General features: G+C 63.0%; 21 protein-coding genes. 18 read left to right on the top strand and 3 right to left on the bottom strand.

The features are described 5' to 3' along the window. Window positions 1–38: 38 nt before the first annotated feature. A complete protein-coding gene (locus GGQ90_RS23905) occupies window positions 39–203 on the bottom strand; it encodes a hypothetical protein (protein ID WP_169860756.1) in 165 nt (54 codons plus the stop codon). A 141-nt stretch (window positions 204–344) separates the two neighbouring features. Between GGQ90_RS23905 and GGQ90_RS23900 the strand changes: the two genes are divergently transcribed. The 5 genes from GGQ90_RS23900 to GGQ90_RS23880 all read left to right on the top strand — a co-directional run bounded on the left by GGQ90_RS23900 (window position 345) and on the right by GGQ90_RS23880 (window position 5,772). Then, window positions 345–2,024 (top strand): sensor histidine kinase, encoded by a 1,680-nt coding sequence (locus tag GGQ90_RS23900; RefSeq protein ID WP_234893143.1) that lies wholly within the window; start codon window positions 345–347, stop codon window positions 2,022–2,024. Window positions 2,025–2,100: 76 nt separating this feature from the next. Continuing rightward, the gene (locus GGQ90_RS23895) at window positions 2,101–3,303 is read left to right on the top strand and encodes an ATP-binding protein (protein WP_159365889.1); all 1,203 of its coding nucleotides are present in this window, start codon (window positions 2,101–2,103) and stop codon (window positions 3,301–3,303) included. A gap of 12 nt (window positions 3,304–3,315) precedes the next feature. Further along, complete coding sequence (locus GGQ90_RS23890; protein WP_159365890.1) at window positions 3,316–4,614, top strand: hypothetical protein; 1,299 nt, start codon at window positions 3,316–3,318, stop codon at window positions 4,612–4,614. 31 nt (window positions 4,615–4,645) lie between these two features. After that, on the top strand, window positions 4,646–4,852 hold the full coding sequence (locus GGQ90_RS23885) for a hypothetical protein (protein ID WP_103094823.1): 207 nt from the start codon (window positions 4,646–4,648) through the stop codon (window positions 4,850–4,852). Next, entirely contained in the window at window positions 4,849–5,772 is a 924-nt protein-coding gene (locus tag GGQ90_RS23880; RefSeq protein ID WP_201450263.1) for a hypothetical protein, read from the top strand. Before GGQ90_RS23885 ends, GGQ90_RS23880 begins: the two co-directional genes overlap by 4 nt. A gap of 94 nt (window positions 5,773–5,866) precedes the next feature. On the opposite strand, the gene GGQ90_RS23875 is transcribed toward GGQ90_RS23880, so the two are convergent. Continuing rightward, window positions 5,867–7,393: an alpha/beta hydrolase family protein gene (locus GGQ90_RS23875; RefSeq protein WP_223178421.1), complete on the bottom strand. Its 1,527-nt coding sequence runs from the start codon at window positions 7,391–7,393 to the stop codon at window positions 5,867–5,869. Between the two features lie 1,355 nt (window positions 7,394–8,748). Here GGQ90_RS23875 and GGQ90_RS23870 point away from each other — a divergent pair. The 5 genes from GGQ90_RS23870 (at window position 8,749) to GGQ90_RS23850 (ending at window position 12,866) form a co-directional block, all read left to right on the top strand. Continuing rightward, window positions 8,749–9,216 carry a DUF736 domain-containing protein gene (locus GGQ90_RS23870; RefSeq protein WP_086493719.1) on the top strand — a complete coding sequence of 156 codons (468 nt, stop codon included), beginning with the start codon at window positions 8,749–8,751 and terminating at the stop codon, window positions 9,214–9,216. 116 nt (window positions 9,217–9,332) lie between these two features. Next, complete coding sequence (locus tag GGQ90_RS23865) at window positions 9,333–9,581, top strand: hypothetical protein (RefSeq protein WP_235682056.1); 249 nt, start codon at window positions 9,333–9,335, stop codon at window positions 9,579–9,581. An 86-nt stretch (window positions 9,582–9,667) separates the two neighbouring features. Further along, the gene (locus GGQ90_RS23860; RefSeq protein ID WP_159365893.1) at window positions 9,668–10,678 is read left to right on the top strand and encodes a DUF2493 domain-containing protein; all 1,011 of its coding nucleotides are present in this window, start codon (window positions 9,668–9,670) and stop codon (window positions 10,676–10,678) included. 402 nt (window positions 10,679–11,080) lie between these two features. Continuing rightward, window positions 11,081–12,064, top strand: coding sequence for an SLOG family protein (locus GGQ90_RS23855; RefSeq protein ID WP_159365894.1), 984 nt, complete (start codon window positions 11,081–11,083; stop codon window positions 12,062–12,064). 280 nt (window positions 12,065–12,344) lie between these two features. Then, on the top strand, window positions 12,345–12,866 hold the full coding sequence (locus GGQ90_RS23850; protein ID WP_159365895.1) for a hypothetical protein: 522 nt from the start codon (window positions 12,345–12,347) through the stop codon (window positions 12,864–12,866). On the opposite strand, the gene GGQ90_RS23845 is transcribed toward GGQ90_RS23850, so the two are convergent. After that, on the bottom strand, window positions 12,867–13,109 hold the full coding sequence (locus GGQ90_RS23845; RefSeq protein ID WP_234893145.1) for a hypothetical protein: 243 nt from the start codon (window positions 13,107–13,109) through the stop codon (window positions 12,867–12,869). A gap of 199 nt (window positions 13,110–13,308) precedes the next feature. On the opposite strand from GGQ90_RS23845, the gene GGQ90_RS23840 reads away from it, so the two are divergent. The 8 genes from GGQ90_RS23840 to GGQ90_RS23805 all read left to right on the top strand — a co-directional run bounded on the left by GGQ90_RS23840 (window position 13,309) and on the right by GGQ90_RS23805 (window position 22,422). Next, window positions 13,309–13,656: a hypothetical protein gene (locus GGQ90_RS23840; protein WP_159365896.1), complete on the top strand. Its 348-nt coding sequence runs from the start codon at window positions 13,309–13,311 to the stop codon at window positions 13,654–13,656. A gap of 109 nt (window positions 13,657–13,765) precedes the next feature. Beyond that, window positions 13,766–14,797, top strand: a complete 1,032-nt coding sequence (locus tag GGQ90_RS23835) for an IS110 family RNA-guided transposase (protein ID WP_066561936.1) — start codon at window positions 13,766–13,768, stop codon at window positions 14,795–14,797. A gap of 701 nt (window positions 14,798–15,498) precedes the next feature. After that, window positions 15,499–15,825 carry a hypothetical protein gene (locus tag GGQ90_RS23830; RefSeq protein ID WP_159365897.1) on the top strand — a complete coding sequence of 109 codons (327 nt, stop codon included), beginning with the start codon at window positions 15,499–15,501 and terminating at the stop codon, window positions 15,823–15,825. 170 nt (window positions 15,826–15,995) lie between these two features. Then, window positions 15,996–16,295 carry a ribbon-helix-helix protein, CopG family gene (locus GGQ90_RS23825; RefSeq protein WP_129926606.1) on the top strand — a complete coding sequence of 100 codons (300 nt, stop codon included), beginning with the start codon at window positions 15,996–15,998 and terminating at the stop codon, window positions 16,293–16,295. Further along, a complete protein-coding gene (locus GGQ90_RS23820) occupies window positions 16,292–18,385 on the top strand; it encodes a type IV secretion system DNA-binding domain-containing protein (RefSeq protein ID WP_188084187.1) in 2,094 nt (697 codons plus the stop codon). The genes GGQ90_RS23825 and GGQ90_RS23820 overlap by 4 nt, the downstream gene beginning before the upstream one ends. Further along, entirely contained in the window at window positions 18,382–21,336 is a 2,955-nt protein-coding gene (gene mobF / locus GGQ90_RS23815; RefSeq protein ID WP_159365899.1) for a MobF family relaxase, read from the top strand. Before GGQ90_RS23820 ends, mobF begins: the two co-directional genes overlap by 4 nt. Window positions 21,337–21,452: 116 nt before the next feature. Next, complete coding sequence (locus GGQ90_RS23810; protein ID WP_234893146.1) at window positions 21,453–21,791, top strand: restriction endonuclease; 339 nt, start codon at window positions 21,453–21,455, stop codon at window positions 21,789–21,791. A 130-nt stretch (window positions 21,792–21,921) separates the two neighbouring features. Then, on the top strand, window positions 21,922–22,422 hold the full coding sequence (locus tag GGQ90_RS23805; protein WP_337770755.1) for a lytic transglycosylase domain-containing protein: 501 nt from the start codon (window positions 21,922–21,924) through the stop codon (window positions 22,420–22,422). The last annotated feature ends 74 nt before the right edge of the window (window positions 22,423–22,496 follow it).

Here is a 22,496-nt window from a genome sequence, read left to right as displayed (position 1 = left end):
CGATGGGCTCCACTCGGAATACCATTGCCTTCAATCCATCATGGAGCGCCCGCGCCGGCCTCCAGCAGCGGCAGCAGCATCGCATGGAGGGCATCCTCCGCGCGCTCGCGCCGGGGTGCATCGCTTGAGGCCAAGTCCTTGCGCATCCAGTCGGGCAGTCGCCGCACGAGGTCCCGCAGTTTCACATCGTTTGAATCGCTCATCGCCTCCTCTTTGCAGGACGCTCACCGCGACGACAACTATCTTGGCGCTTTGCGTCGGCAGAGCGTCAAGCCGGGACGAAAGGGAAGGGGGCAGGGTAGGGGAGACGGCCGGTTGGTCCGTCGCCGAGACAGGAGATGATCATGCTTCTTCCCGCCACGATCGAGATCGCGGTCAGCCAGGATGCCATTCGCTGCGCGTCCCGCCTTGTCGCGAGTAGCGCGCTCGCTGCGATCCACGAAATCCTGCAGAATTGCCGCCGGGCCGGCGCGCAGCGCGTCATGATCAACCTTGTCGAGGAAGATGGCCGCGCCTTTCTCGATATCCACGATGACGGCTGCGGCATCGATAATCCCGCAGCGCTCCTGACCCTCGGTTTATCCGATTGGGGCGACGATATCATGCGGCGTGAGGATCCGGCCGGCATTGGCCTGTTCAGCCTTGCCGGCCATGCCATCGAGATCCACGCCTTCTCGCCCGCGATGGGACACGGCTGGAAGGTCCGGATTCCCGCTGAATCCTGGAATGGCGACAGGGCGCTCGAACCCGAACCGTGCGACCTCAGCTGGGAAACGATGGTCCGCATCGAGATATCCGGCGACTGGAAGATGGGCATTCGTTCGACCATTGCTGAGGCCGCCCGTTACTATCCCTTGCCGGTGACGCTGGACGGTGCGCTGCTGCCCCGTGAGGATTTTCTCGAGGATGCGCTGCTGATCGAAGAGGCCTGCGGTTGCCGTATCGGCGTCTATAAAGGCAATTTGGTCCAGCAGGATGGCCCCTGCATCAACTTCCATGGTTTGGCCGTCCCGTGCTCTCTTCCCAATATATTCGAGTTGAAGAGGCAGGACTGCCGCTGGTCCGTTCGCATCGATGTGATCGACGCGCCTGAAATTCGCCTCGCCCTGCCGGCCCGCCGCGCGGTGATCGCGAACGAGGCGATGAAAGCGCTGCGCATCGCCATGGAACGGGCCCTATACACGGCCATCGCCGCCCAGGAGGATCATCGCCTGCCCTTCGCCTTATGGCTGCGGGCTCGAGGACTCGGTGTGACGCTGCCCGCGGTACGGCCAGGGCTCTCGATCTGGGATCCATCGTCCGACGATGAACATCAAAAGCCCGCGGACGGGATGACTATCCTAGAAATTGCCTCTGCGGGCGCAATGATGATTGTCCCGTCGCTGCGCTCCGAGATCGCGCAGGCGCTGGCGCTCGCCCACCATCAGCCGCCGCTTCAGGATTTCGTGCTGGTGGAGGAGGAACGCTGGCTCGACGGCTATGACTGGTACGACGCTCTACCGATCATCCTCTACGTTTCCTTCCGGATTTACCGGGACGGCATCGAATATCCTTATGGTGAAGACGACCGCCTTCCATGCGGTTTCGCTTCAGGTTTCGTCGACAGGATCGTTGCCGACCTGGAGATCGCCGAGACCGGGCATGAGGATGCGCCGCGGCACGTCCATTCCATTGAAATCCCGGCCCTGGTCTGTCCCACTGGCAGTTGGGATATCGAGGAGGCCGTGATCCTTGTGACCCGCGGCGGCGGTATCGACCCGGATCGCCTGGGATGCGTGATCCACGCGACGCTGTTTTCTTCGCGCGACGATGCCGACACCGATAGCTGGGAGACCCAGTCCCGCGCCTTCGCGCGCGAAGCCCGGCAGGTGGCGACCGGCATTCTTCTGGGGGAGGACGCCGCCACCCTCGAGGCCATTGTCATGGAGGCGCGGCAGCATCTCGCCTGTCTGATCCCGAAGGATCGCCGGATTGTCATCCCCGCGGATCGCGGCGGCATCACTGCCGATTTCATGCCGGGCTGAGACGCTGCCGCCCGAACCCATCCCCTGAGCAGCAGATCCGGCGTCCGCACACGATGCCGACGGAAGGAGCACGCCCATGACCATCGCCACTCATGACTTCACCCGCAATGCGAAAGTTCCGCTCGGTCACTGTTCGGCCGGCACGCTGGAACTGGATCTCGGCAAACTGATGTCGGGCCGATGCCTGATCCAGGGATCGTCGGGCGCAGGCAAGAGCCAGACGCTGCGCCGGATCATCGAGGAGGCCTTCGATTATCTGACCACGATCATCGTCGATCCCGAAGGCGAGTTCGCCAATCTTGCCGCGCATATCGGCGCCACCACCGTCATCGCGCGCGACTATGCCAATGACGGTCTTACCGCGCTCGCGCTGCGCACCCGCCAGCACCGCATTGCCCTGCATCTCGATCTCACGGATCTGGAGCCCGACCACCGCATTGAGAAGGCCGCCGCCTTCTTCGCAGGGCTCCTCTCGGCGCCGCGCGAGCATTGGGCACACACGGTGCTGGTCTGCATCGATGAAGCGCATCTGCTCGCACCGCATATGGCGGCCTCGGCCCGCGACGCCGAAACACGCCGCCTAGGCGTCGCTACCCTCACTGACATGTGCGCGCGCGGGCGCAAACGCGGGATTGGCACGATCATCGCCACGCAGCGTCTCGCCAAGCTCGCCAGTTCAGTGGTCTCCGAACTGCATAATCACCTGATCGGTCTCAACGTCTTTGACCGTGACGTGGCGCGCGCCGCTGACCTGCTCGGCTTCGCCAGCGATCAGGCGGCGCTGCTCCGCCAGTTGCCGCCGGGAGAGTTCTTCGCCTTCGGACCCGCGCTCTCGCCCCTGCCGGTACTGGCGAAGATCGATCCCACGATCACACCGCATATCGGTCGAACACCCGATCTGGTCGCCGCCGCCGATCTCGACGCGGACGAGAGCCGCACGCTCCTCGATCTAGACACCTTGCGCGAGGTCGCACCAGCCAGGACCACCCATGCCGTCATGCGGGGGCAACGCGCGCTCGACGCTTTCCTGCTCGATCCCGCTGCATCCGCCGCCGCACGCATCGTCGGGGCGCTGGGCAGCATCGCGCCTAACGCGACCACCGCAGATGATCTTGCGCGCCATCTCGCGCTCCCCACCACTGACATCGACGCCGGTCTCGATCTGCTCGCCGCGATCGGCGCCTCGGACACCATGCCGCGCGGCGATACGCGTATCGCGCGCCTGTCGGCCCGGTTGCGCCTGCGCGTCGTCGACACTCCAGTCGTCGGCTTGGCCTGAAGGAAGCCCACCATGACCCAAACCAGCTTTGATCTCGACGCCGATATCGTCGAACTGACCCCGTTCGTCCCCGCGACGGAGACCGCGCCGACCATTCCGCTCTCTGAACTGGCTTTCCGCGCGGATGCGTGGCTTCCCGATGAGACGGCGCGCCTCCGCGCGGCATTTATCGACGATTGCACGATGGAGGAGATCGCCGCCCGGCTTAGGCGGTCCCGGGCCGCCGTCGCTACCCGGATCCATGACCTGGGCCTGCGCCGTAATTCGCGGCAAGCATGGAGCGACTGGGACGATGAGGAACTGGCGCGCTGCTACGCTCACGAGTCGACCGCGACATTGGCGGCGCGGCTGGGCCGCGGGGTGAGCGCGCTCTATGCCCGCGCCCGGCTGCTCGGCCTCTCCGAGCCCGGATCCCCGCCGTACAGTGGCTGGGAGGACGCGCAGCTGCGCGCCGGCTACGCGAAAGGCGTTCCTGTCGCGCAGATCGCGAGCCTGATCGGGCGACCCTTCGCCGGTGTCATCTCGCGCGCTTCGGCGCTGGGGCTGCGCCATGCCTGCCAGCCGGACGACTGGAGCGACGCGGAAATTAACCGCGCCCTAGAACTCGCGGCAACCGGCGCACGTTATGTCGCCATCGCCGAGGTTCTGGTGGCCGAAGGCTTCCCGGCCCGGAACAGTCGCAGCCTCGTTCAGCGCCTGCGTAAGCTGGGCTATGGCAGGGGCTGGGGCCGCCCGTGGATCGCCGAGGAAGACGCGCTTCTGCGTCATGCTTACGCGACGGGCGCGAGCCTGACGCCGCTGCGCGAGCGGCTTGGCCGCACACCTCACTCGATCCGCTGGCGGGCCGAGGCGCTTGGTCTCAGGGGCTCGCATGTCCGCCGGGACGGATTTCGGCAGGGACCGGTCTGGACGGCCGAGGAAGAAGCGCGATTACGCGCGGACTATGGCAAGGTTCCGACCCGCCAGATCGCCGAAGCGCTTGGCCGCGGCGTGCGCGCCGTTCTCTATCATGCGAACCACATGGGGCTGGTCCACGGGTTCATGCGCGCGTTCAGCGCCGACGAAGACAGGGCGATCCGTAACGCCTGGACATATGGCGTCTCGATGGTCGATGTCGCGCAGGCCCTTGCCCGCGATCCCGCCGTCATCGGCAAGCATGCCACGCGCCTCGGCTGCCGGTTCAACGATCCGGCGCGTCCCACGCGAGGCCCTAAGACGCGGCGGGCCAATAGACCACCTGTCACGCTCCACAGCCTGCTGGCGCTCGATACCGCTGTTCCGGCCGGTGTCGATCTTCCGATCGCTGCCTGATCACGGGCGCCGCTTCTTTCCCGGAGGTTTCATGTCCACGCCTGTCCCGCCCAGCAGCCTGTCGTCTCTGCGGCGGCAACTCTCCGGCTTCGATCATGCGCTGAGGACGGCCCAGCAACTGCGGCGTGCGACCGGTGTGCCGCACTATGTCGTGCACGGCGTCGCGCCGCTGCAGGCGTTCAGGGTTACGATGCGGCCGCCGGCCTGGCCCGACCGCTGGCTGGCGATGGTCGCATGACGATGCCATCTGCCAACCACCCAGTTGTGGCCGCCTGGGGCATGGGCGTAAACAGCACCGCCATGATTATCGAATGGGTGGCGAGGGGACGAAGGCTGGATGCCGTATTGACTGCGGATACTGGCGCCGAAAAGCCCCAGAGCTACGCCTACCTTCCGATTTTTGAGAAATGGATGGACGATCGAGGCATATCGCACCATATTGTTCGATACGAGCCGAAGAAATTCAAGCATTGGCCGCCGTACTTTACAATATTGGAGAATTGCCTGACGAACTCGACTTTGCCATCTGCCTCATTTGGTAGAAAATCTTGTTCGGTCAAATGGAAGATACAGCCTCAAGACCTTTGGGTGTCAAAATGGCAACTTGCAAATAATATATGGCAGGTTGGCGGTAAGGTTGTCAAGCTGATCGGGTATGACGCTTCACCTGCCGACAGCCGGCGTTATGCGAACCGCGAAGGCATCGTGGATGCCCGATACGACTATCTTTATCCGCTTCTGCACGAATGGCATTGGGACCGCGACGCCTGCATCAGGCGGATTGAGGCTGAAGGCTTGCCGGTTCCCCCGAAATCGAGTTGCGTCATCTGTGCGCATATGCGTTCCGAGGAAGTCGCGCAATTGCCGCGCTGGGTGCTTCGATTGATCGTGTTGGTTGAGGCGCGGGCCGCGCCACGCCTGCGCAATGTCGAGGGATTGTGGCGTCGGGCGACAAAAGCCCGTCCCGGCTCCATGACCATGTTCATCCGGCAGCGAGGGCTTCTTGATCCCGACGAGATCGACGCCATCGTCGCAGGCGCACCCGTCGATCTCATTGATTTCCAGCGTGTCGCTGCGGCCATTCCCGTGGAACGGCGACCGCATATGCGCGAATGGATCGATCGCTTCAATGAAGGTGTCGATAAGCTCGCCGCCTGATTGCCTCACCTGTATAAAAGTGACCGTCCACTGGCCCCAGCATTTGATGAACGCGCGATCAGCATGCGCAATACTTTGCTTCAAGACGAGCCGATCATCGAGCGCTGCCTGGTGAAAGATATTTGTGAAACCATTCGCAGATCTCGCTGACCACGCTTCGGACGGTTGCGGGGGAACCCGCTAACGAGTGATTTTCGCCCCCGTACCGCAGGATGCGAGCAGTCTTTCCTTGGCGCCATAGGCCCGTATAAAATGCCTCCGATTGGTATGTTGTGCCGCGGATGTCCAGGTCTCCGTGGATTAGCAATACTGGCGCGTTCACTTGATCGACGAAACTCAAGGGGGAGTTACGCTGGTAAAACTCTCCCTTCGCATATGGAGGCCCTTGTGCCGCCGGCGAAGTCAGTTCAGCAATTACCACATTGTCTGATTTATCTTGTTCGTCGAGATCGTACCCGCGAGCCGTCGGATCAAATGCCCCATAGTAGGCCCTCAAATCGGATATAGGGGCAATGGCCACAATAGCATTGAAGCGATGGGACTGCGTAGCCAATCCTAAAGCTGTATAGCCGCCGAAACTTTGGCCCATGAAACCGACCCGTGTCCGGTCCGCAATGCCAAGTTCGACCAATCGGTCCACTGCGGGATCAACATCCAGCGCAAGCTCCGTGAGCGGATCTTGCTTGCCATCCCGCTTTAATGGGATCGACGGGAGCAGAATGGCGAACCCCTGAGCGGCGTAGAGATGGAGATTGTAGATGCCCGGCATATACAGATCCAGCGAGTAGTCTGACCAGCTTGGAACAGTCGCTACCGCGTATCCCCATGTTATCACGGGTACCCTGCCGCCCTTATATCCTGGAGGCAGCAGAACGGCCGCCTTCAGAGGCTCACCGTGTCCGCTTAGGTAATCAAATTCGAACGTACGCCCGGTCTCCACTGCGGCTAGGTGGCGATTAAGCTCAAGCAGAGTGACAGCTTTTCCATTTCGCGCGGATGCGCGAACGAATAAGCCTTGGGCCGTCTGCTCGCTCCATACGATTCCTTTAGCATCGCGGCCAATCAGTTGGGCCTTCTCCGGAAGTCCAGCGGGCCGGGATGACATGATGTCCTTTTTACGATCTGTCTCAGGTCTGATGACGCCCGTGACAGTATTGGCCGCAAAATATTGGACGGCTTGGCTTTCCAGTTTCGGGCGAGCCGCGAAAGTAAAGGTGTCTCCGGCATCTCCTGCCCAGCCGACCAGCAGCAATGGTAGTGCCGCTTCATCTGGTAGTTTCATCCACTCGATGGCTTTCGGTCTATGAAGATCGACCAGACCCAATTTTTTCTGAACCAGCCATTCGCCGTCATTTCTGGGAAAGGATGCATCTTTGGCAGGCGCAAGCACACCGGTGGTTGCCATAACGGCAGCCCGGTCACCTCTTGGAGAGACGCGGACGGCAAGGCTCCCCTTGAAGGGATATGCCGGCACATGCGCCAAATCTGTGGACGTGCCCGTCTCTACGTTCACGATGGTAAGGATCGCTTCCTGATCCGAGCCCACTGTCGTGCGCTCTGCACCACTCGCAGAGGCACTGACCACGGCTTCCTGGCCCTCGCGCACTTTGTCCCGGGTCATTGATACATGACGATAGAAGCGCTCTGTGGCTTCGAGGAGGCTCGAAATGCTGCCCGACGGGAGCATCGCGGCTAGCAGTCGACTTCCGTCAAGCCAAACGAACGGGGCATTCTCATCACCAATCGTACAGACATTCGGCGAATTCGACCCCGGACCCGCGAAATCAAGCCTGTTGACGCCGCTGCCGTACCTGGTTTGTGTTACGATCGCCTGGTCACTAAGTCTGTGGACCCGATCGGTCGTCCGATCCCACATGTATAGCCTGACATTATTGCCGCCTTTGGGCTCAGTACCTTCCGGGCGCGTAGACAGAAACGCCAGGCGCTGCCCATCGGGGGACCACGTCGCACACCAGGATCCGGCAGCCTCGGCGTGTCCTTCTGTCAAATTTCGGCGTACGCCGGTGCTGCGATCGATGAGCCATATATCTGCGCGAGATGGATCAATTTCATATGCTGCTCGGCCATATATTTCGCCATCTCTCGCCGGCCGAAGGACAACGGCGGCGAGAAGCATTCCATCGGGGGATAGCTGGGCCCGATCCAAACGTTCCATCCCGAGTACGTCGTCCACCGACATGGGGCGCGATGACACAATCGAGGGCGCCAGAATAAGAAGCATGGCAATAACAACTCTGCTCATCCGGCACCTTCCTCTGGTTCCTGTCGAACGTACCGATCGCTACGGGGATGGAAACCCGAAATGAAGGATTTCTCAGGCCAATATGCCTTCATAACCTCCGTCCGATTCTGACGAGTAGCGGCCTTGCGATAGCCAGCTATGGAGACACAACCCGTTGCATTTAATCGCAGGATTTCTTGTCTGAAGGCGTAGGCGACAACTGGTCGCTCGCTAGTCGGCCCTATCTTGAGGCCACGCTGGGGATAATGGGGGACCAAGCCAGCGGCATTTCGCTGGTGGCCAACCGTTCCGCCGCGCGGCCCGCCACTATCCCCCGTTCGCTCCCGATACCGGGACCGCACCTGCCGGTGCCGCCGACCACGCCGCTCCCGCAGTGTCTGCGATGACCGCCGGTTCACGCCGCCGCCCCTCGCTACGGCGACTCTCGCCAGCGTAGCACCCGCGCGGCTACCGCCGCGCCCCCGGCCTCGCGCCCCAATCCACCTTCATCATCCCTCGCGCCGCGCCTCTGCCCCTGATCGTGCCGCGGTGTCGCGCGGAGTTGCGGGCGGCGGGGGCGTTGCGCGTGGACCGCGGCGGCGTCGCGCTGGTGGAGGCGGAGCGCCTCGCCGCGGGCGGGCGGCGCGGGAGGCGAGCGCGGGATAGAGAGGAGAGAAGGGCCGGTGAGGGTGTCGCCGAGAATGGTTTCGAGCGACATTCGAAAGGTAAAGACGATGAACATCGGTGAAATCTTTAATCGGAACGGCCGTCTGAAGGGCTCGATCGCCACCCGCACCATCGATCTGCCCAGTGTCGGGCTGCGCAAGGTCGTGAGCGATAATCCGAAGGCTCCGGTCTACGAGATCCTCGCGCTTAACATCGCCCGCCGCTACGTCCAGATCGGCGCGCTGTGGGAGGCCGTGTCGAAGCAGGGGGATGTGTTCCTCGCCGGGAACATCGACGACCCCAGCCTGCCCGAGCCGCTGCCGATCGCGCTCTTCCCGGCCGACCATGGCGGCTACATGGTCGCCTGGCGCCGCGACACCATGCGCTCCGATTTCGGTGGCGGCATGGGCGCGAGCAGCGGCCGGTACGACGATCGCGGCCCGGGCGATCAGGGCGGCTTCGGTGACAGCACCGTGGGTGCCGGCGGCGAACGGTCGGGTTCGGACACCTCGTTCGAGGAGGAAGACCCGTTCTGATCAGGCGCTGATCAGTCCCATCGGGCCGGGGAGGCGTCAGGCTTCTCCGGCCTCTTTCTTTTTCGCCCATGAGGAGACATCCCATGCGCCGCTCTTCATTGCATTCTTCCGCCCCGTTGACCGACCTTGCCGCGCTCTCCGCGGCGATCATGGCCAGCCCCTCGATCCGCGACCTGCTCGCGCGGCATGTCGAGGGCGCGTCTCCCGTGCCGAAAATCCCGGCGGGTATCACCTGCGGCGAGATCATCGCCGCCATCTACGACCTGCTCGAGAATACGCCGCTCGCGCCGCATGCGGCCGGGATCGTCGATACCGTCCTGACGCGCGCGGCATTCGCCGCGCCCGCTAGGGCGAGCAGGCACTAACCCGGCACGATACCCATGCAGGGCCGCGACGCTACCCTCGCGTTCGCGGCCCTTTTCCTTTTGCCCCCCTGACAGGGAGAAGTTCCATGAGCCACGACGATTCGCGCAGCATCAGCCGCTTCGCTGATCTGCCCGCGCTGTTCGCCGAAGTGACCGCGACCCCGGAATTCCAGCGCGCTTTCGGCGATCCCATCCCCCTCTCGATCATCAGCCCGGGGGATGAACCGGGCGAACACGACATGCCCGAGCCGCTCCACGCACAGGCCGATTGCGCCGGGGTTATCGCCACCATCTTCGACCTGCTGACCGACACCCGCCTCGATGCGCTCGCCCCCGAGATCGCATGGGGCATGGTGAACAGCTTCCATTTCGTCGCGGGAAAGCTCGAGCGGCAGGAAGACCTGCTGGCCGACGAACTGCGCGACATGATGCGCCGCTCCGACCTTTCCGAGGTGTTTAACACCGAGCTCGAGGAGAAGCAGCTGCTGTGCCAGTCGCTGTCCGAACAGCGCGAAGCGGTCGAGTGCATGCGCGACTATGCGGCCGACACCTTCCGCGTGCTTTCGGGCCGTCCCTGGTCGCCTGCGCGCGGTTCGCGGGTCTCGAAGGTCGCTACCGCCACGCAGGTCGCGATACAGGACTTCCTGCGCGCCCGCGAACTCGCCGAGCGCGAGCGATACCGCCCGCGTGGCCCGATCGTCGTCGCCTCGGGCCATGCCGAATGGCATGACTGGCAGATCCTGTGGGACCGGCTCGACGCGATCCTCGCGCGGATCCCGCACATGACGCTGGTGACCACCGCGCAGCGTAAGGGCTTCGATGCGATCGTGGCCTCGTGGGCGGGGAGCCGCGACGTCCAGCTCGTCACCTACTCGCTGATGGGCGCGGGGCGCGGCGCGCCCTTTGCCCGTAATCGCAAGCTGGTCGAACTGAAACCGGTCGAAGCCGTGCTGGGCGAGGGCTCGGGCATTCAGGCGAACCTCTATCAGGCGCTGCGAAAGGTCGGGGTTCCGATCCATGCCTTCCGAAAGGCCGATCAGGCACCCGCCGAGAAGATCACCGCGCTTCCGCGGGGCCGCGTTCGCCGGGTAGCCTGACACCGAAGTCTCAGCGTATTTTTCGGGGACGGCGCGCCGCGCCGTCCCCCTTTTTTGCGCAAGGGGCGTGCAGGGTCGCGAGGTCGCGGGCGCTCCATTGAGAGGTAAGCGCCTGGAGGCACCCGTTGCGAATCAGGGGCATCGAGCCCCAGATTCGCAAAGCCTCTTCTCTCTCTCAAGAATTCCAATGGTGGCACGGGACCGCGCCGGCCTCAAGGACGACGGGGCCCCACCATTTTTCCGGGCGGGTCGGGCGTCATGCTTCCATTCGGGCAATGTGGCCGCCCGGAAAAATCGTGACCCCCATCGCCGGCTGCGCCGGTCGCGTTCCGCGATCCTTGACCCCGCCGCTCGGAGCCCGTGCCCAGGGGGGAACCTCTTTCGTTTCTACAGGAGGTTCCCATGACGAAGATCCACCGCAGCATCCGCCCGTTCTCCGACATCGCCGAATTCATCGCGCAGGAGACGATGGCGGGCACCACCGACGACTTCCACGCCGCCTTCTCCTCCGATCTCGACGGGGTCCGCATCGGGCGCGGCGAGGAGGAGATGGCGACCGACATGCCCGATCCGCGCGAAGCCCAGCTTGCCGTCGAGCTGATCGTCACGACCCTCTTCGACCTGCTGCGCGACACGCGGCTGCAGCCTGCCGCCGAGCGCCTCGCATGGGGCATCGTGAACAGTTTCCATCACGTCGCCGACCAGTGGCAGGGGCAGGCCGATAAGGCGACGCGCGACGTCCAGGACCTGCTGCGGCGCGCCGACGGCAGCGAAATTCACGGTGTCGAACTCGAGCAGGCACAGGGCGAACTCGAATTCCTCGACGAAGCCACCGACGCGCTGCGGTGCATGCGCGACCATGCCGCCGACGTCTTCCACACCGAAACCGGACGGCCGTGGTCGGCACCGAAGGGGTCGCTGGTCTCGAGTAAGCGCACCGCCTCGGTCATCGCGGCCACCGATTTCCTTGCCGCCCGCCGCCAGCGCCGCACCGACGCGCATAACCCGCGAGGGCCCATCGTGATCTTCTCCGGCGGCGCGGACTGCTGGTTTGACGACCGCCTGATCTGGGCGAAACTCGACGACGCGAAATACCGGAACCCGGCGATGGTGCTGGCGACGACCGCACAGGATAAGGGATGCGACGCGATGGCCGCTGCGTGGGCCGCCTCGCGTAAGGTGAAGCTCATCACGTTCCGCCTCAGCGCGAAGCTGGGGAAGAGGGCGGGGTTCGTCCGGAACGAGCAGATGGTCGGACTGCGCCCCGTCGAGGCGCTGGTCTGCGAAGGGTCGGGCCTGCAGTCTCACCTCGCGCGCCTCGTGAAGGAGAAGCGTATCCCGGCGCGGTTCGTCAGGCTCAGCGATCAGGGATGGGAGGCGCAGTGAGGTTCCGCCAGAGGATCGGTCCGGTTCGCCGGGCCGGTCCTCATTTCCTTTTATCAAGCGTAGCTCTCGCCCCCGCTCAGGGACCCGCAGGCGGGTCCGTCGCGGGCGCGATGCGGGACCGCCAGGCGGTCCCGGCCTCCTGCGCGCGGCTTCGCCGTGCTCGTCGCAGGGACACCCTTCGGGTGCGGTCTGGGCGGGGTTGGCTGAGGGGCGAGGCCGCGTCCTGCCACCAGAGGAGAGGAGGGCAGAGAGGGGTGGCTCATTCGAGGAGATTAAAGCCATGTCCGAGCATTTGCACCTTTCTAATTCGGCCGTTTTCGTTTCCGGGTCGCTGTCCATTACCGCGCTTCCCGAGCCCGTCATCGAACGCATCGATGGTATCCTGTACCGTGCGCTTCCCATCCTGATCGGGGACGCGCGCGGCGTGGATCGCCTGGTCCAGCGCCATCTTTCCGATCGCGAGATCGCTGCTGTCAGGGTCTACTGTTCCGGAGAGGAACCGCGTCATAATCTGGGCGACTGGCCTGTCCGGCGCATTCCTACTTCCGGGCGAAAGGGCACCGCCGCCTTCCATGCCGCGAAGGATGCGGCGATGGCGCGCGATGCCGCCCTCGGTCTCGTGATCTGGGATGGTCGCAGCCGGGGCAGCCTTGCGAATATCCACCGGTTGGCGGCGCAGCGGCGCTTCATCATGATCTGGTTCGGGCCCGAAGCGCGGTTCATCACCCTGAGATCGGATTCCGACAGGGACAGCTTTCTCGAGGCGCATCCCTGCCGGAACCTGGTGATGTCCAGCGCGTGATCAGATCGCTGCCGGCAGTCCTTTAATCGCCGTCAGCGCCGCGCCGCCACCGACCCGGATCGCCTGTGTGAGAAGCTCGCGGAATTCCCTTTCCGTGAGCTTCTCGACCGGCATCTCCGCGATCATCGCGGCATATCTGCCCCGCAGCGCACGGCGCGCGTTTTTCAGTTCATCGTTCATCTTGCGCTGACGCGCTTCCAGATCGGCGAGCCGATCCCTTTCCGTCATCTTCGGCATGTCCATCGTCCTTCCCCGATGGCCTGCCCGTCGCTTGCGACTGTGCCACATCGGCGGACCGGCGCAAGCGGGGATTGCCGCTTCCTGCGGAACCGGCGGGGCTTCGCGCCTGAATGCTCCAGCCGGTCCGTCACCGACCACATCCCATCCCATCCATCGGTCCGCAGTGCCTGTCGTCCGCGGACACCCCCATGAGGAGGCTTACATGCTCACCATCGAACCCGACTACGACCGCTTCGTCGAAACCCATGAACCGCACTATTTCTCTGCGCAGGCGATGGGGTTCGCTCTCATTCGCCGGATCGAGCGCCACCTCAAACGGGCTAATTCCTACGCGGGCCAGTACTATGGTTACACCGATTACGAGACCGGCGACTTCGTGATTACCGGCGAGTGCGACGAGGAATACGAGGCGGAATGGAACCGGGCTTCGGAGCTCGCCCGCATGGCCGCCTGCTCCAATGCGTATCGGATCATCCGGGCACAGGGCGGTGACGACGAGGCGGCCATGCTCATCCTGGAAGCGCACGCGTTGGTCGCCCAGCAGGGCTGATCACATACCCCGGGACCGGGCCTGATGCCCGGTCCCTTATGGGATGGCCCGCCCCTTTTCACCAGCATCAGGTATGATGCTGGTGCTTGAAAGGGAAAGGAGCGGACCGATGTCTATTGTGATCCTTGGCGTTGATTTGGGCAAGAATGCCTGCAGTGTCGTAGGCGTTGATGCAGCAGGCGCTGTCATCGTGCGTAAGTCGATGCGCCGACAGACACTTATCGATTACGTGACCAAGCTTCCGGCTTGCGTGATTGCAATGGAGGCGTGCTGTGGTGCCCACCACCTTGGTCGACTTTTCGCCGCGCAGGGGCACGAAATCAGATTGATGTCGCCGGAGTACGTGCGCCCGTATGTTAAAGCGCAGAAGAATGATGATCGTGATGCGGAGGGGATTGCCGAGGCCGCCTCGCGCCCGACGATGCGCTTCGTCGAACTCAAGACTCAGGAGCAGTTGGACATCCAGACCCTCCACCGCGTCAGGTCCCGCCTGGTAGCCGAGCGCACAAACCTCATCAACCAACTGCGGGCGATCCTGCTGGAGCGGGGGACCATTTTCCCGGCCGGACGGCGCAAGCTGGAGCTGGGCATTGATGCCATGCTGGCCGCCGAAGATACGACCCTATCACCACGCTTGAAGCAACTGGTGGGTGAACTGCGTGCCGAATGGCACGAACTTGATACCAAGGTCGAGGCACTGAACGGCGAGTTTGTCGAACTGGCTCGCAATGATGCAGCTGCCCGGCGGCTCACGTCCATCCCCGGCATCGGTACATTGAACGCAACCGCTTTGATTGCAGCCGTGGGCGATGCCAGCAGCTTTGCCAAAGCGCGAGACTTGGGTGCCTGGCTCGGCCTGGTACCCAGGCAACATACTACCGGCGGCAAGCCCCGGCTGCTCGGCATCTCCAAGCGTGGCAACACCTATTTGCGCACTTTGCTCATCCATGGCGCCCGGGCAGCATTACCGTCACTGGCGCGCAGCGAAACCCCGCTGGGACGTTGGTTAACAGGAATGATCGAGCGAGGAGTTCATCGCAACGCAATCGTCGTCGCATTGGCGAATAAACTGGCGCGGATCGCTTGGGCAGCCCTCCGCAAAGAAGTGAGCTTCGAACGCGGCTATCCAGCAGCGGCATAACGGATCGGCTGCGTGCTTCTGCACGCGTAGCCCAACGATGTTTGCAGGAAGGATCGTGAAGATGGCCTGACAGTCGATCGGCGTCTGGAAAGCCCGGGCAAAAAAATGGCACCTGTTGCCGGTTCCCTTATTGTGGCTCCAGACGTGCGGATGTCCATCTTGGCCACGGGATGCTCCCGTGAGACCGCATACGTTGACGCAGACTGATCAGAACACCGTAAAATCCTACTTGCAAACGGGGCGGGCCATACGTTTTTTGCTTTCGGGGAGATCCCACCCATGAACGCCATCCCTCAAACCTCCTCGCCACGCACCACCGCGCAACTGCAGCAAGGGTGCCCCGCCCCTGCCGGTACGAGGCTGCGCAGCGCGAGCGCGCTGCGTAAGGCGGGACGCACGGCGCGAGGCCGTTTTGTAATGGACCCTACGCACGGGTGCTGCGGGTGATTTTCATAGTATAATCAGATCGATAGATCTGCCTTACAGCGCAGGCATGAATTCGCCGCATGTATGGCGGGGTTCACCAGCAAACCATCTGCCTGGCCACGGCTTTGAAATTTCGCCGAATTTCCTGTAATCCGTGCCTTACTGCCATCCTTTCGTGAGGAAGGAGGCAGGTGGAATTGAGCGGCATTTACGTGGAAGCGCGGCATGAAACGTGCTCCCGCCTCTCTCAGGGTAGTGCGACCGGAAGGAACGGCATGGCGGACCTGAATGAAAGCTACATCATCGATCTTCGCCGGGCATTGGTCGAGGCGATCTGCAAGGTGTCGGCGCAGCGGCAAGAGGCCGCCTCAGGGTACAAGGGCGATACGCTTTTCATCGGATCTGCCGAAGTCAGCGAAACGCTGGTGCTGTTGTTGTCGGAATTCGTCGAAGGTGTGCCCGACCTTCGCACCCCTGCGGAAGTGCGGCGTATGTCGGACATCATCGCGAAAAAGATCAGACTCAACATTGCCGATATTCGGCGCAGGCGCGCCGAGACTGGCGCCCGTCCTCCTTCGTCGATCGTAATCAGGGGAAACTGATCTTTGACCGCTTGGCTGATCGGCAGGATGGTCGGCGAGCGAGCTGATCGGCCTCGAGCGGAGGTCGGGTACTCGGGGGTTTGGTATCCCTTGCGGCCATTCTGATGAGAGCCTATATTACAGAGGCTTCATGACATCTGCGAAGGCTCCCGGCAGCGGAGACCTTTCGCGTGACAAAAGTCAATTTTCGTGTCGATCCGGCATTGCACGACGCCCTGCAGCGACGGGCGTATGGAGCCAATCTCAGCCTGTCCGCCTTCATTCGCCAGGCGCTCGAACAGGCAGTCGACAATCGCAAACGATACGTCTTTTCGTCGCAAGACGAAATCCTCGCAACCTCCATCCAGATCCTCTCGATCCTGGCGACATCGGTCGGACGACGCTCGCCCGAAACGCTGGAGCAGGGGATGGCGCAGGCGCGCACTATCCTCGCCGAGCGTGGCCTCCTCGGCGAGGAGGAGGCGCAATGAGCATCTTTCGCAACGACACGCTGGGCTCGTGGACACGCGGAGGGCAGGCCATCGTCCACAATGTCCGCATGACCACGCAGGTCTTTTACCAGACGCTGCTCGCGGGGCTAATCATCTGGCTGGTCGGCACCGTCTGGTATGCGTTCGAGAAGTCGAGCGAATACGAGCGCTTCGTTCTGGTCAAGCTCGCCGAAGCGATGATCAAGGTCGATGCGGCTGGTGGCACCAATGATCCGGTGCGGTTTCGTACTCCGCAAGGGCGCGATTACTGGACCTCGGCCGACTGGCTGGTCGCCTCGACCCTCGCGAAAAAGACTCTCCACGCCTTCGAGGTCTATCTGCTCCACGGTGCGCTGATTTCGGGCCTGTTCGCGCTCGTCATGCTGGGCTGGGCATGGTTCTACTTTACCCGCACGGGGAGGGGGCTCGGCTCCAACGAATATCTGCGCGGCGCCCGCTTCGGGACGATCCGACAGGTGAAGCGTGCGCTGTGGCGACAGACAAAGGGGCCTTTGTCGATCGGAAACGTCCCGGTGCCGGAGGCCTACGAGCCCGAACATATTCTCCTGTGCGGCGCTCCCGGAACGGGCAAGACCAACCTTATCGTCGGCATGCTTGAGGGTATCCGCAAGTCGGGAAGGCGAGCCATCGTCTATGATACGGCCGGCACTTTCGTCGAGAAGTTCTACCGGCAGGGCGCCGACATGCTGCTCAATCCGCTCGATCAGCGCACGGCGCGCTGGTCGCCGTGGGTCGATGTCCCGCGCGACTATCACTACGACCAGATCGCCGAGTCCACGATCCCCGACAAGCATGGCGATCCCTTCTGGGCCAAGGCCGCGCGCGGCACGCTGGTCGCGGTCATGCGCAAGCTCGCACGCCAGAAGCATACCTATGTTTCGGTCCTGCTGGACCGGCTGCTCCGCTCGAAGCTCAAGGACCTCGCGGCATTCGTCTCGGGCACCGATGCGGCTGCCTTCATCAGCTCCGAAGGCGAACGGACGTCCGCCGGTATCCAGGCAGAACTCGCCTCGGTGATGCGCAGCTTCGGCTATCTGGACGATACCGAGGACGGCTTTTCGATCCGCGACTGGGTGGAAAAGGGTGCGGAAGGAAGCTGGCTCTTCATCACGGTGAAGGCCGACCAGCTTCCCTCGCTGCGTCCCTTGATCACGGTCTGGCTCGATATCGCCATCAGTGCGATCATGAGCCTGGCGCCCGATCGCGACCGGCGGCTCTACTGCGTGATCGACGAATTGCCGACGCTGCAAAAGCTGCCGAGCCTATCGGACTTTCTCGCCCGCGCGCGTAAGTACGGCGGCTGCGGCATACTGGGTTTTCAGTCCTATCCGCAACTCGAAGCCACTTACGGAATCCAGGATGCGGCCGCGATCACCGGCTATTGCTCTACCTGGGTTGCGTTGCGGGCGAATGACACCGCGACCGCCAGGCACGTCTCTGAAAATCTCGGCCAGGTCGAGCAGGTCGAAGCGAACGAGGGCATGTCCTACGGCGTCAACGACATGCGCGACGGCGTCAACCTGTCGCGCATGCAGGTGACGCGGCCGCTGGTGATGCCGACCGAAGTCACTAACCTGCCCAACCTCGTCGGCTTCCTGCGCTTCGGTCGCAACCTGCCCGTGGTGCGCTTCGACAGCCGGTTCAACGATGTGCCCTCCTTAGGGCCCGCGTTCATCGAACGTACGACACCCCCCGATCAGATCGACAAGGCGAAGACGCTCGTGCGCATCGCTCATGCAGAGGCGCGCGTTCGTGAAGCGATCGAACGCGAGGCGGCGCAGGCGCCTACTCCTGCCCCAGACGGCGGCGGCCAGTCTGCGCCGGAACCTTCGGACATTCCGAATGTCGCCGCCCCGCCACCGTCCCAGCCGGACCTGTTCACGCCGCCGGTTCCGCACATCGACCCGCAGCGCGTCGAAGACATATTGCTGAACGAGGAGAGCACGGAACTTCCCGCGCCCGCTCGCATCCTCTGGACGATACTTGCGGGCAGGCAGGGAGAAATCCGCTCCGATCTCGTCCAGCATGGGCGCGGGGACGGGCCGCGTGAACCGGCGAAGCCGGCATGATCCAGCCCCAGCGCCTCCATGGCAAACCCGCCAACATCACCCGCTATTACACAGTGGGCGATTACTACACCAAGGGCGGGAACGAACCTTCCGAATGGGCTGGGAAGCTGGCGGCCGATCTCGGTCTTTCCGGCGCCGTCGATCCGAGGGTCCTGCGAGATCTTCTCGCCGGAAAGATCGGCGACCAGCAGCTTGGACGTCACAGGGCCAACGGCGAAAACCAGCATCACCCCGGATGGGACTTCGCTGTCAACGCGCCCAAATCCGTCTCCATCATGGCGCTGGTGGTAGGCGATGAGCGTGTGCTCGCCACCCATGAGCGCGCCGTGACCGATGCTATATCGTACCTCGAGGAACAGGCGCAGCTGCGCCGGCGGGATGAAGGCAAGATCATCCATGAAACGACCGGGAGGATCCTGGTCGCGCGCTTTACCGAGCACGGCAGCCGCGAACTCGATCCGCATCTGCACACCCACCTGGTCGTCCTCAACATGACCAATCGCGAGGACGGCGATCCAATGGTCAGCCTGGAAAGCCGGGTCATGTACGGGGAGCAGCGCGTCGCCGGACAGATCTATCGCAATGCGCTCGCATTCGGCCTGCGCGAGGCGGGCTACCGGATCGACTTCGATCCTCGCACGGGCCTTTTCGAAATGCGCGGCGTGCCGAAGGAACTGATGGAGACTTTCTCACGGCGCGCGGAGCAGATCGAGGAACATGCCCGCGAACATGGTCTGGTCGGCCAGAAGGCGCAGCGTGCGTCCTTCTATGCCACGCGCAGTGCCAAGGTGAAGATCGGCTACGATACGCTGAAGGGTCAATGGCATCAGCGGTCCGGAAAGTTTCTCGGCCCGCTCGAACAGATCGCCGCTGCCGCCCGCGAGGAGGAAGGCGGCCATCGTGCGCCTACAGACCGCATTGCGGCGAGGGCCGCGCTGTTCGGCTTGCGGCAATTGGAGACAGCGGAAGCAGTCAATGACCTCGGCGATATAATTCGCACAGGCCTTGCCGCGCATGTGGGCGAAGTGCGGCTCCAGGATATCCGCCCCGCGATCCAGAACCATGAAGCCGTGCGCAAGCTTCTCCCGACGCACGAGCAGACCGGCGACCAGATTCTGACACGCGGACGCACCAGCCGCAGATCCTGGCGACAGGAACTCGCGCTGACCCAGCATATCGCGCTTGGACTGGGTGATGCGCACCCGATCGCGGTCAGCGGCCGTGTCCTGGCCGCGCTGGAAGGAGCCGGCCTCAATCCGGAGCAGGAGCGCGCATTGGTCGAAACCGCTCTTACCCGCGACCGCGTTACCGCGATCCATGGCGTCGCCGGCTCCGGCAAATCCACTCTTGTGAGAGTTCTTGGCGAAGCTTCCGAGCCGGGCACGACGCTGATCGCACTTGCCCCGACCTCGTCGGCCTCTGCGGAACTGGGCCAGAAAGCAGGTATATCATCGCATACCGTAGCGGGCTTCGTCGCCCGCGGGGGGCATGGCATCACCGATCGCCACGTGCTCGTGCTTGATGAAGCCGGGCAACTCGGCAACCGGCAGGCGCGCAGGCTCCTCGAGATCAGCAGGGCGACCGGCGCAAGGCTGCTCCTTCTGGGCGACGAAAAGCAGACGGGCGCCATCGAACAGGGCAAGCCGTTCTGGCTGATGCGCCGGCTTGGACTGCCGACGGTCAAATTGACGGAAGCGGTGCGTCAGGAAACCAGATCCATCAAGACCGCAGTCGCGCAGGCGCGCGCGGGAAACTTTGCGCAGGCACTCGCGAAACTCGACGGCGTCAACACGGCGCAGGACGGCGAGAAGATGGCCGAGCAGGTCGTGGAAAGCTGGATCCGTCTCAAGCCCGGCTCGCGCGCAGGTACGAACATCCTCGTTCTCGACAACGCCACGCGGCTCGTCGTCAACAGCAAGATCCGCGAAGCTCTCAGAAGCGAAGGGGGCCTGGCCGCCGAAGAGAGCCGTCTGTCTATTCTCGCGCCGGTCGGTTTCACCGATGTCGAGAAGCACATGGCGCGTTTCTATACGACCGGGCAGGTCGTGCGCTTCGAACGCGACGTCACGCAGCTTGGCGTGGCACGCGGCGCCGATTACCGCGTCGCCGGGCTGGGAAGGGATAGCAACGGACGGCAGGTCGTTCGGCTTGTCGATGAGAGCGGACGCACGATCCGTTGGGATCCGCAGAAAACGCCGGCTCGCCATATCAACGTGTTCAATCTCGAGGAACGCGACCTGAGCCAAGGCGATCGCATCCAGTGGCGTCTCGTCAGCCGCGAGATTGATGTGCGTAATGCCGAGCGCGGCACCGTCGATAAGCTCGATGGCACGATGGCGACGATCCGCTGGGACCGGGACGGCCGAGTGCAGCAAGTGGATCTGTCCGGGTATAAGACCTGGGATCATGGCTACGCGGAAACCGTGTATTCCTCGCAGTCCAAGACCTATCCCCGAGTGTTCGTGCTTGCTCCGGTCGAATCCCCGCTAGTGAACGCGCAGAACTTCTACACCGCCATAACCCGCGCCATGTACGGCGTGAGGCTGTGGACCAACGACGTCAAGGGACTGATCTCCAAACTGGAGCGCCATTCCGGTGAAAAGACCTCATCGCAGGAGGGGATGGGACGTATCAAGCATGACAGCGTTGGTTCCTTCGCAAGAAGACAGGATCACCGCCTCACAGGTCTCACGGCAGATCAGGAACGAGCACGCGCTGAGCGCCGCGACCGGACGCTGGAGCGGCAGCTCGATCGCCGCGAGAGGCCACCTCGCGGACCTGCTGAGCATCTGACGGAAGGCGCGAGAAGTCTGTCTCAGGCGCTCGATCGCTTGCTTGGCGGGATCCTCGATCATGCCCGCGTTGCGAAAGGCGGACCGGAAGCGCAACCGCCACGACAGGAAACCGCGCCCACGCATCGACCCGAACCTTACCCAGGGGTCGAACGATGACATCTCATTTTACGCTGATGGTCTTGACCGCCGCGGCCTTGCTCTGGCTGGCGTTTGTGGTCCGCCGTTCCCGCATACCTGTGCGGCATCGCTGGCGAAGGCGGCAGGCGCGAACCATGGCCGAGCAGCTTCGCGGCCGGGATCGTTCCCAACCGCCGCAGCTTCTCTATGCGCGCCTGCGGGCTATGGATCCACTCGCCTTCGAGGAACTGCTGCTCGAGAGTCTCGAGAGGCGAGGGCACAAGGTGACCCGGAACCATCGTTACACAGGCGATGGCGGCATCGATGGTCAGGTCGTAATCGAGGGCGCCATCTGGCTGATTCAGGCGAAACGCTACGCGGGTATTATTCGGCCCGATCATGTCGTTGCCTTCCAGACGCTGTGCCAGTCCCGCGGATGCCGCAGCCTGTTCATTCATACGGGACGGACCGGCCTCGAAGCCGAAGGGCTGTGAGTCACTCCGGCGCTGTCCGGATCACTTCCGGACGAGAGCTGCTGGCTCTGCTCAACGGTGAAGCGATACAAGGTCTGAGTGAAGTCATTGAACCGGCCGTTTCGATGCCAGGAAAAAGGAGAAGTGACTGATGCCTCAGCATTGGCTGCTCATGCTCGCGTCTATGGTCAGCGTTGCGCTCTCGCCAGGCCAGGCGACTGCACGGTCTCGAAACATGGTAGAGGAGCGCATCATTGGTGCCTGCATCCGCAAGGCATCGCTTGGGCACCCATGGCTCGAACGGACGCTGTGGGGCCTTCGCGATCAGGAGGCCGGTTGGCTCGGCGCGGAAGTTCGCAACAGCAATGGTTCGCACGATCTGGGGCCACTGCAGATCAACAGTTGGTGGGTGCCTCGCATCGCGGCGAGCATGGGCAGGTCAGAAGGTCAGGTTCGTAATTGGCTGCGTTCTGATGCCTGCTTCAATGCTGAGGCAGCGCGCTGGGTGTTTTTGTCGGCGCTGAATTCGACTGGAGATTATTGGAAGGCGATAGGCGTCTATCATAGCCCGACTTTATGGCGGCAACGGCAATATTCGACCTCTGTCGCGACGCATCTTCGTGTGAGATTTGGCAAAGATGTATTTCGATGAATCATTATCTACATGTTGCGCAATATTAAAATGTTACTTCGGATATTCAAAAACACGAACGTACGATAAGTGCA

This window comes from Sphingobium scionense (genome assembly GCF_014197035.1).
GTDB lineage: Bacteria > Pseudomonadota > Alphaproteobacteria > Sphingomonadales > Sphingomonadaceae > Sphingobium > Sphingobium scionense.
This window is presented reverse-complemented; position numbering and strand designations above follow the sequence as displayed.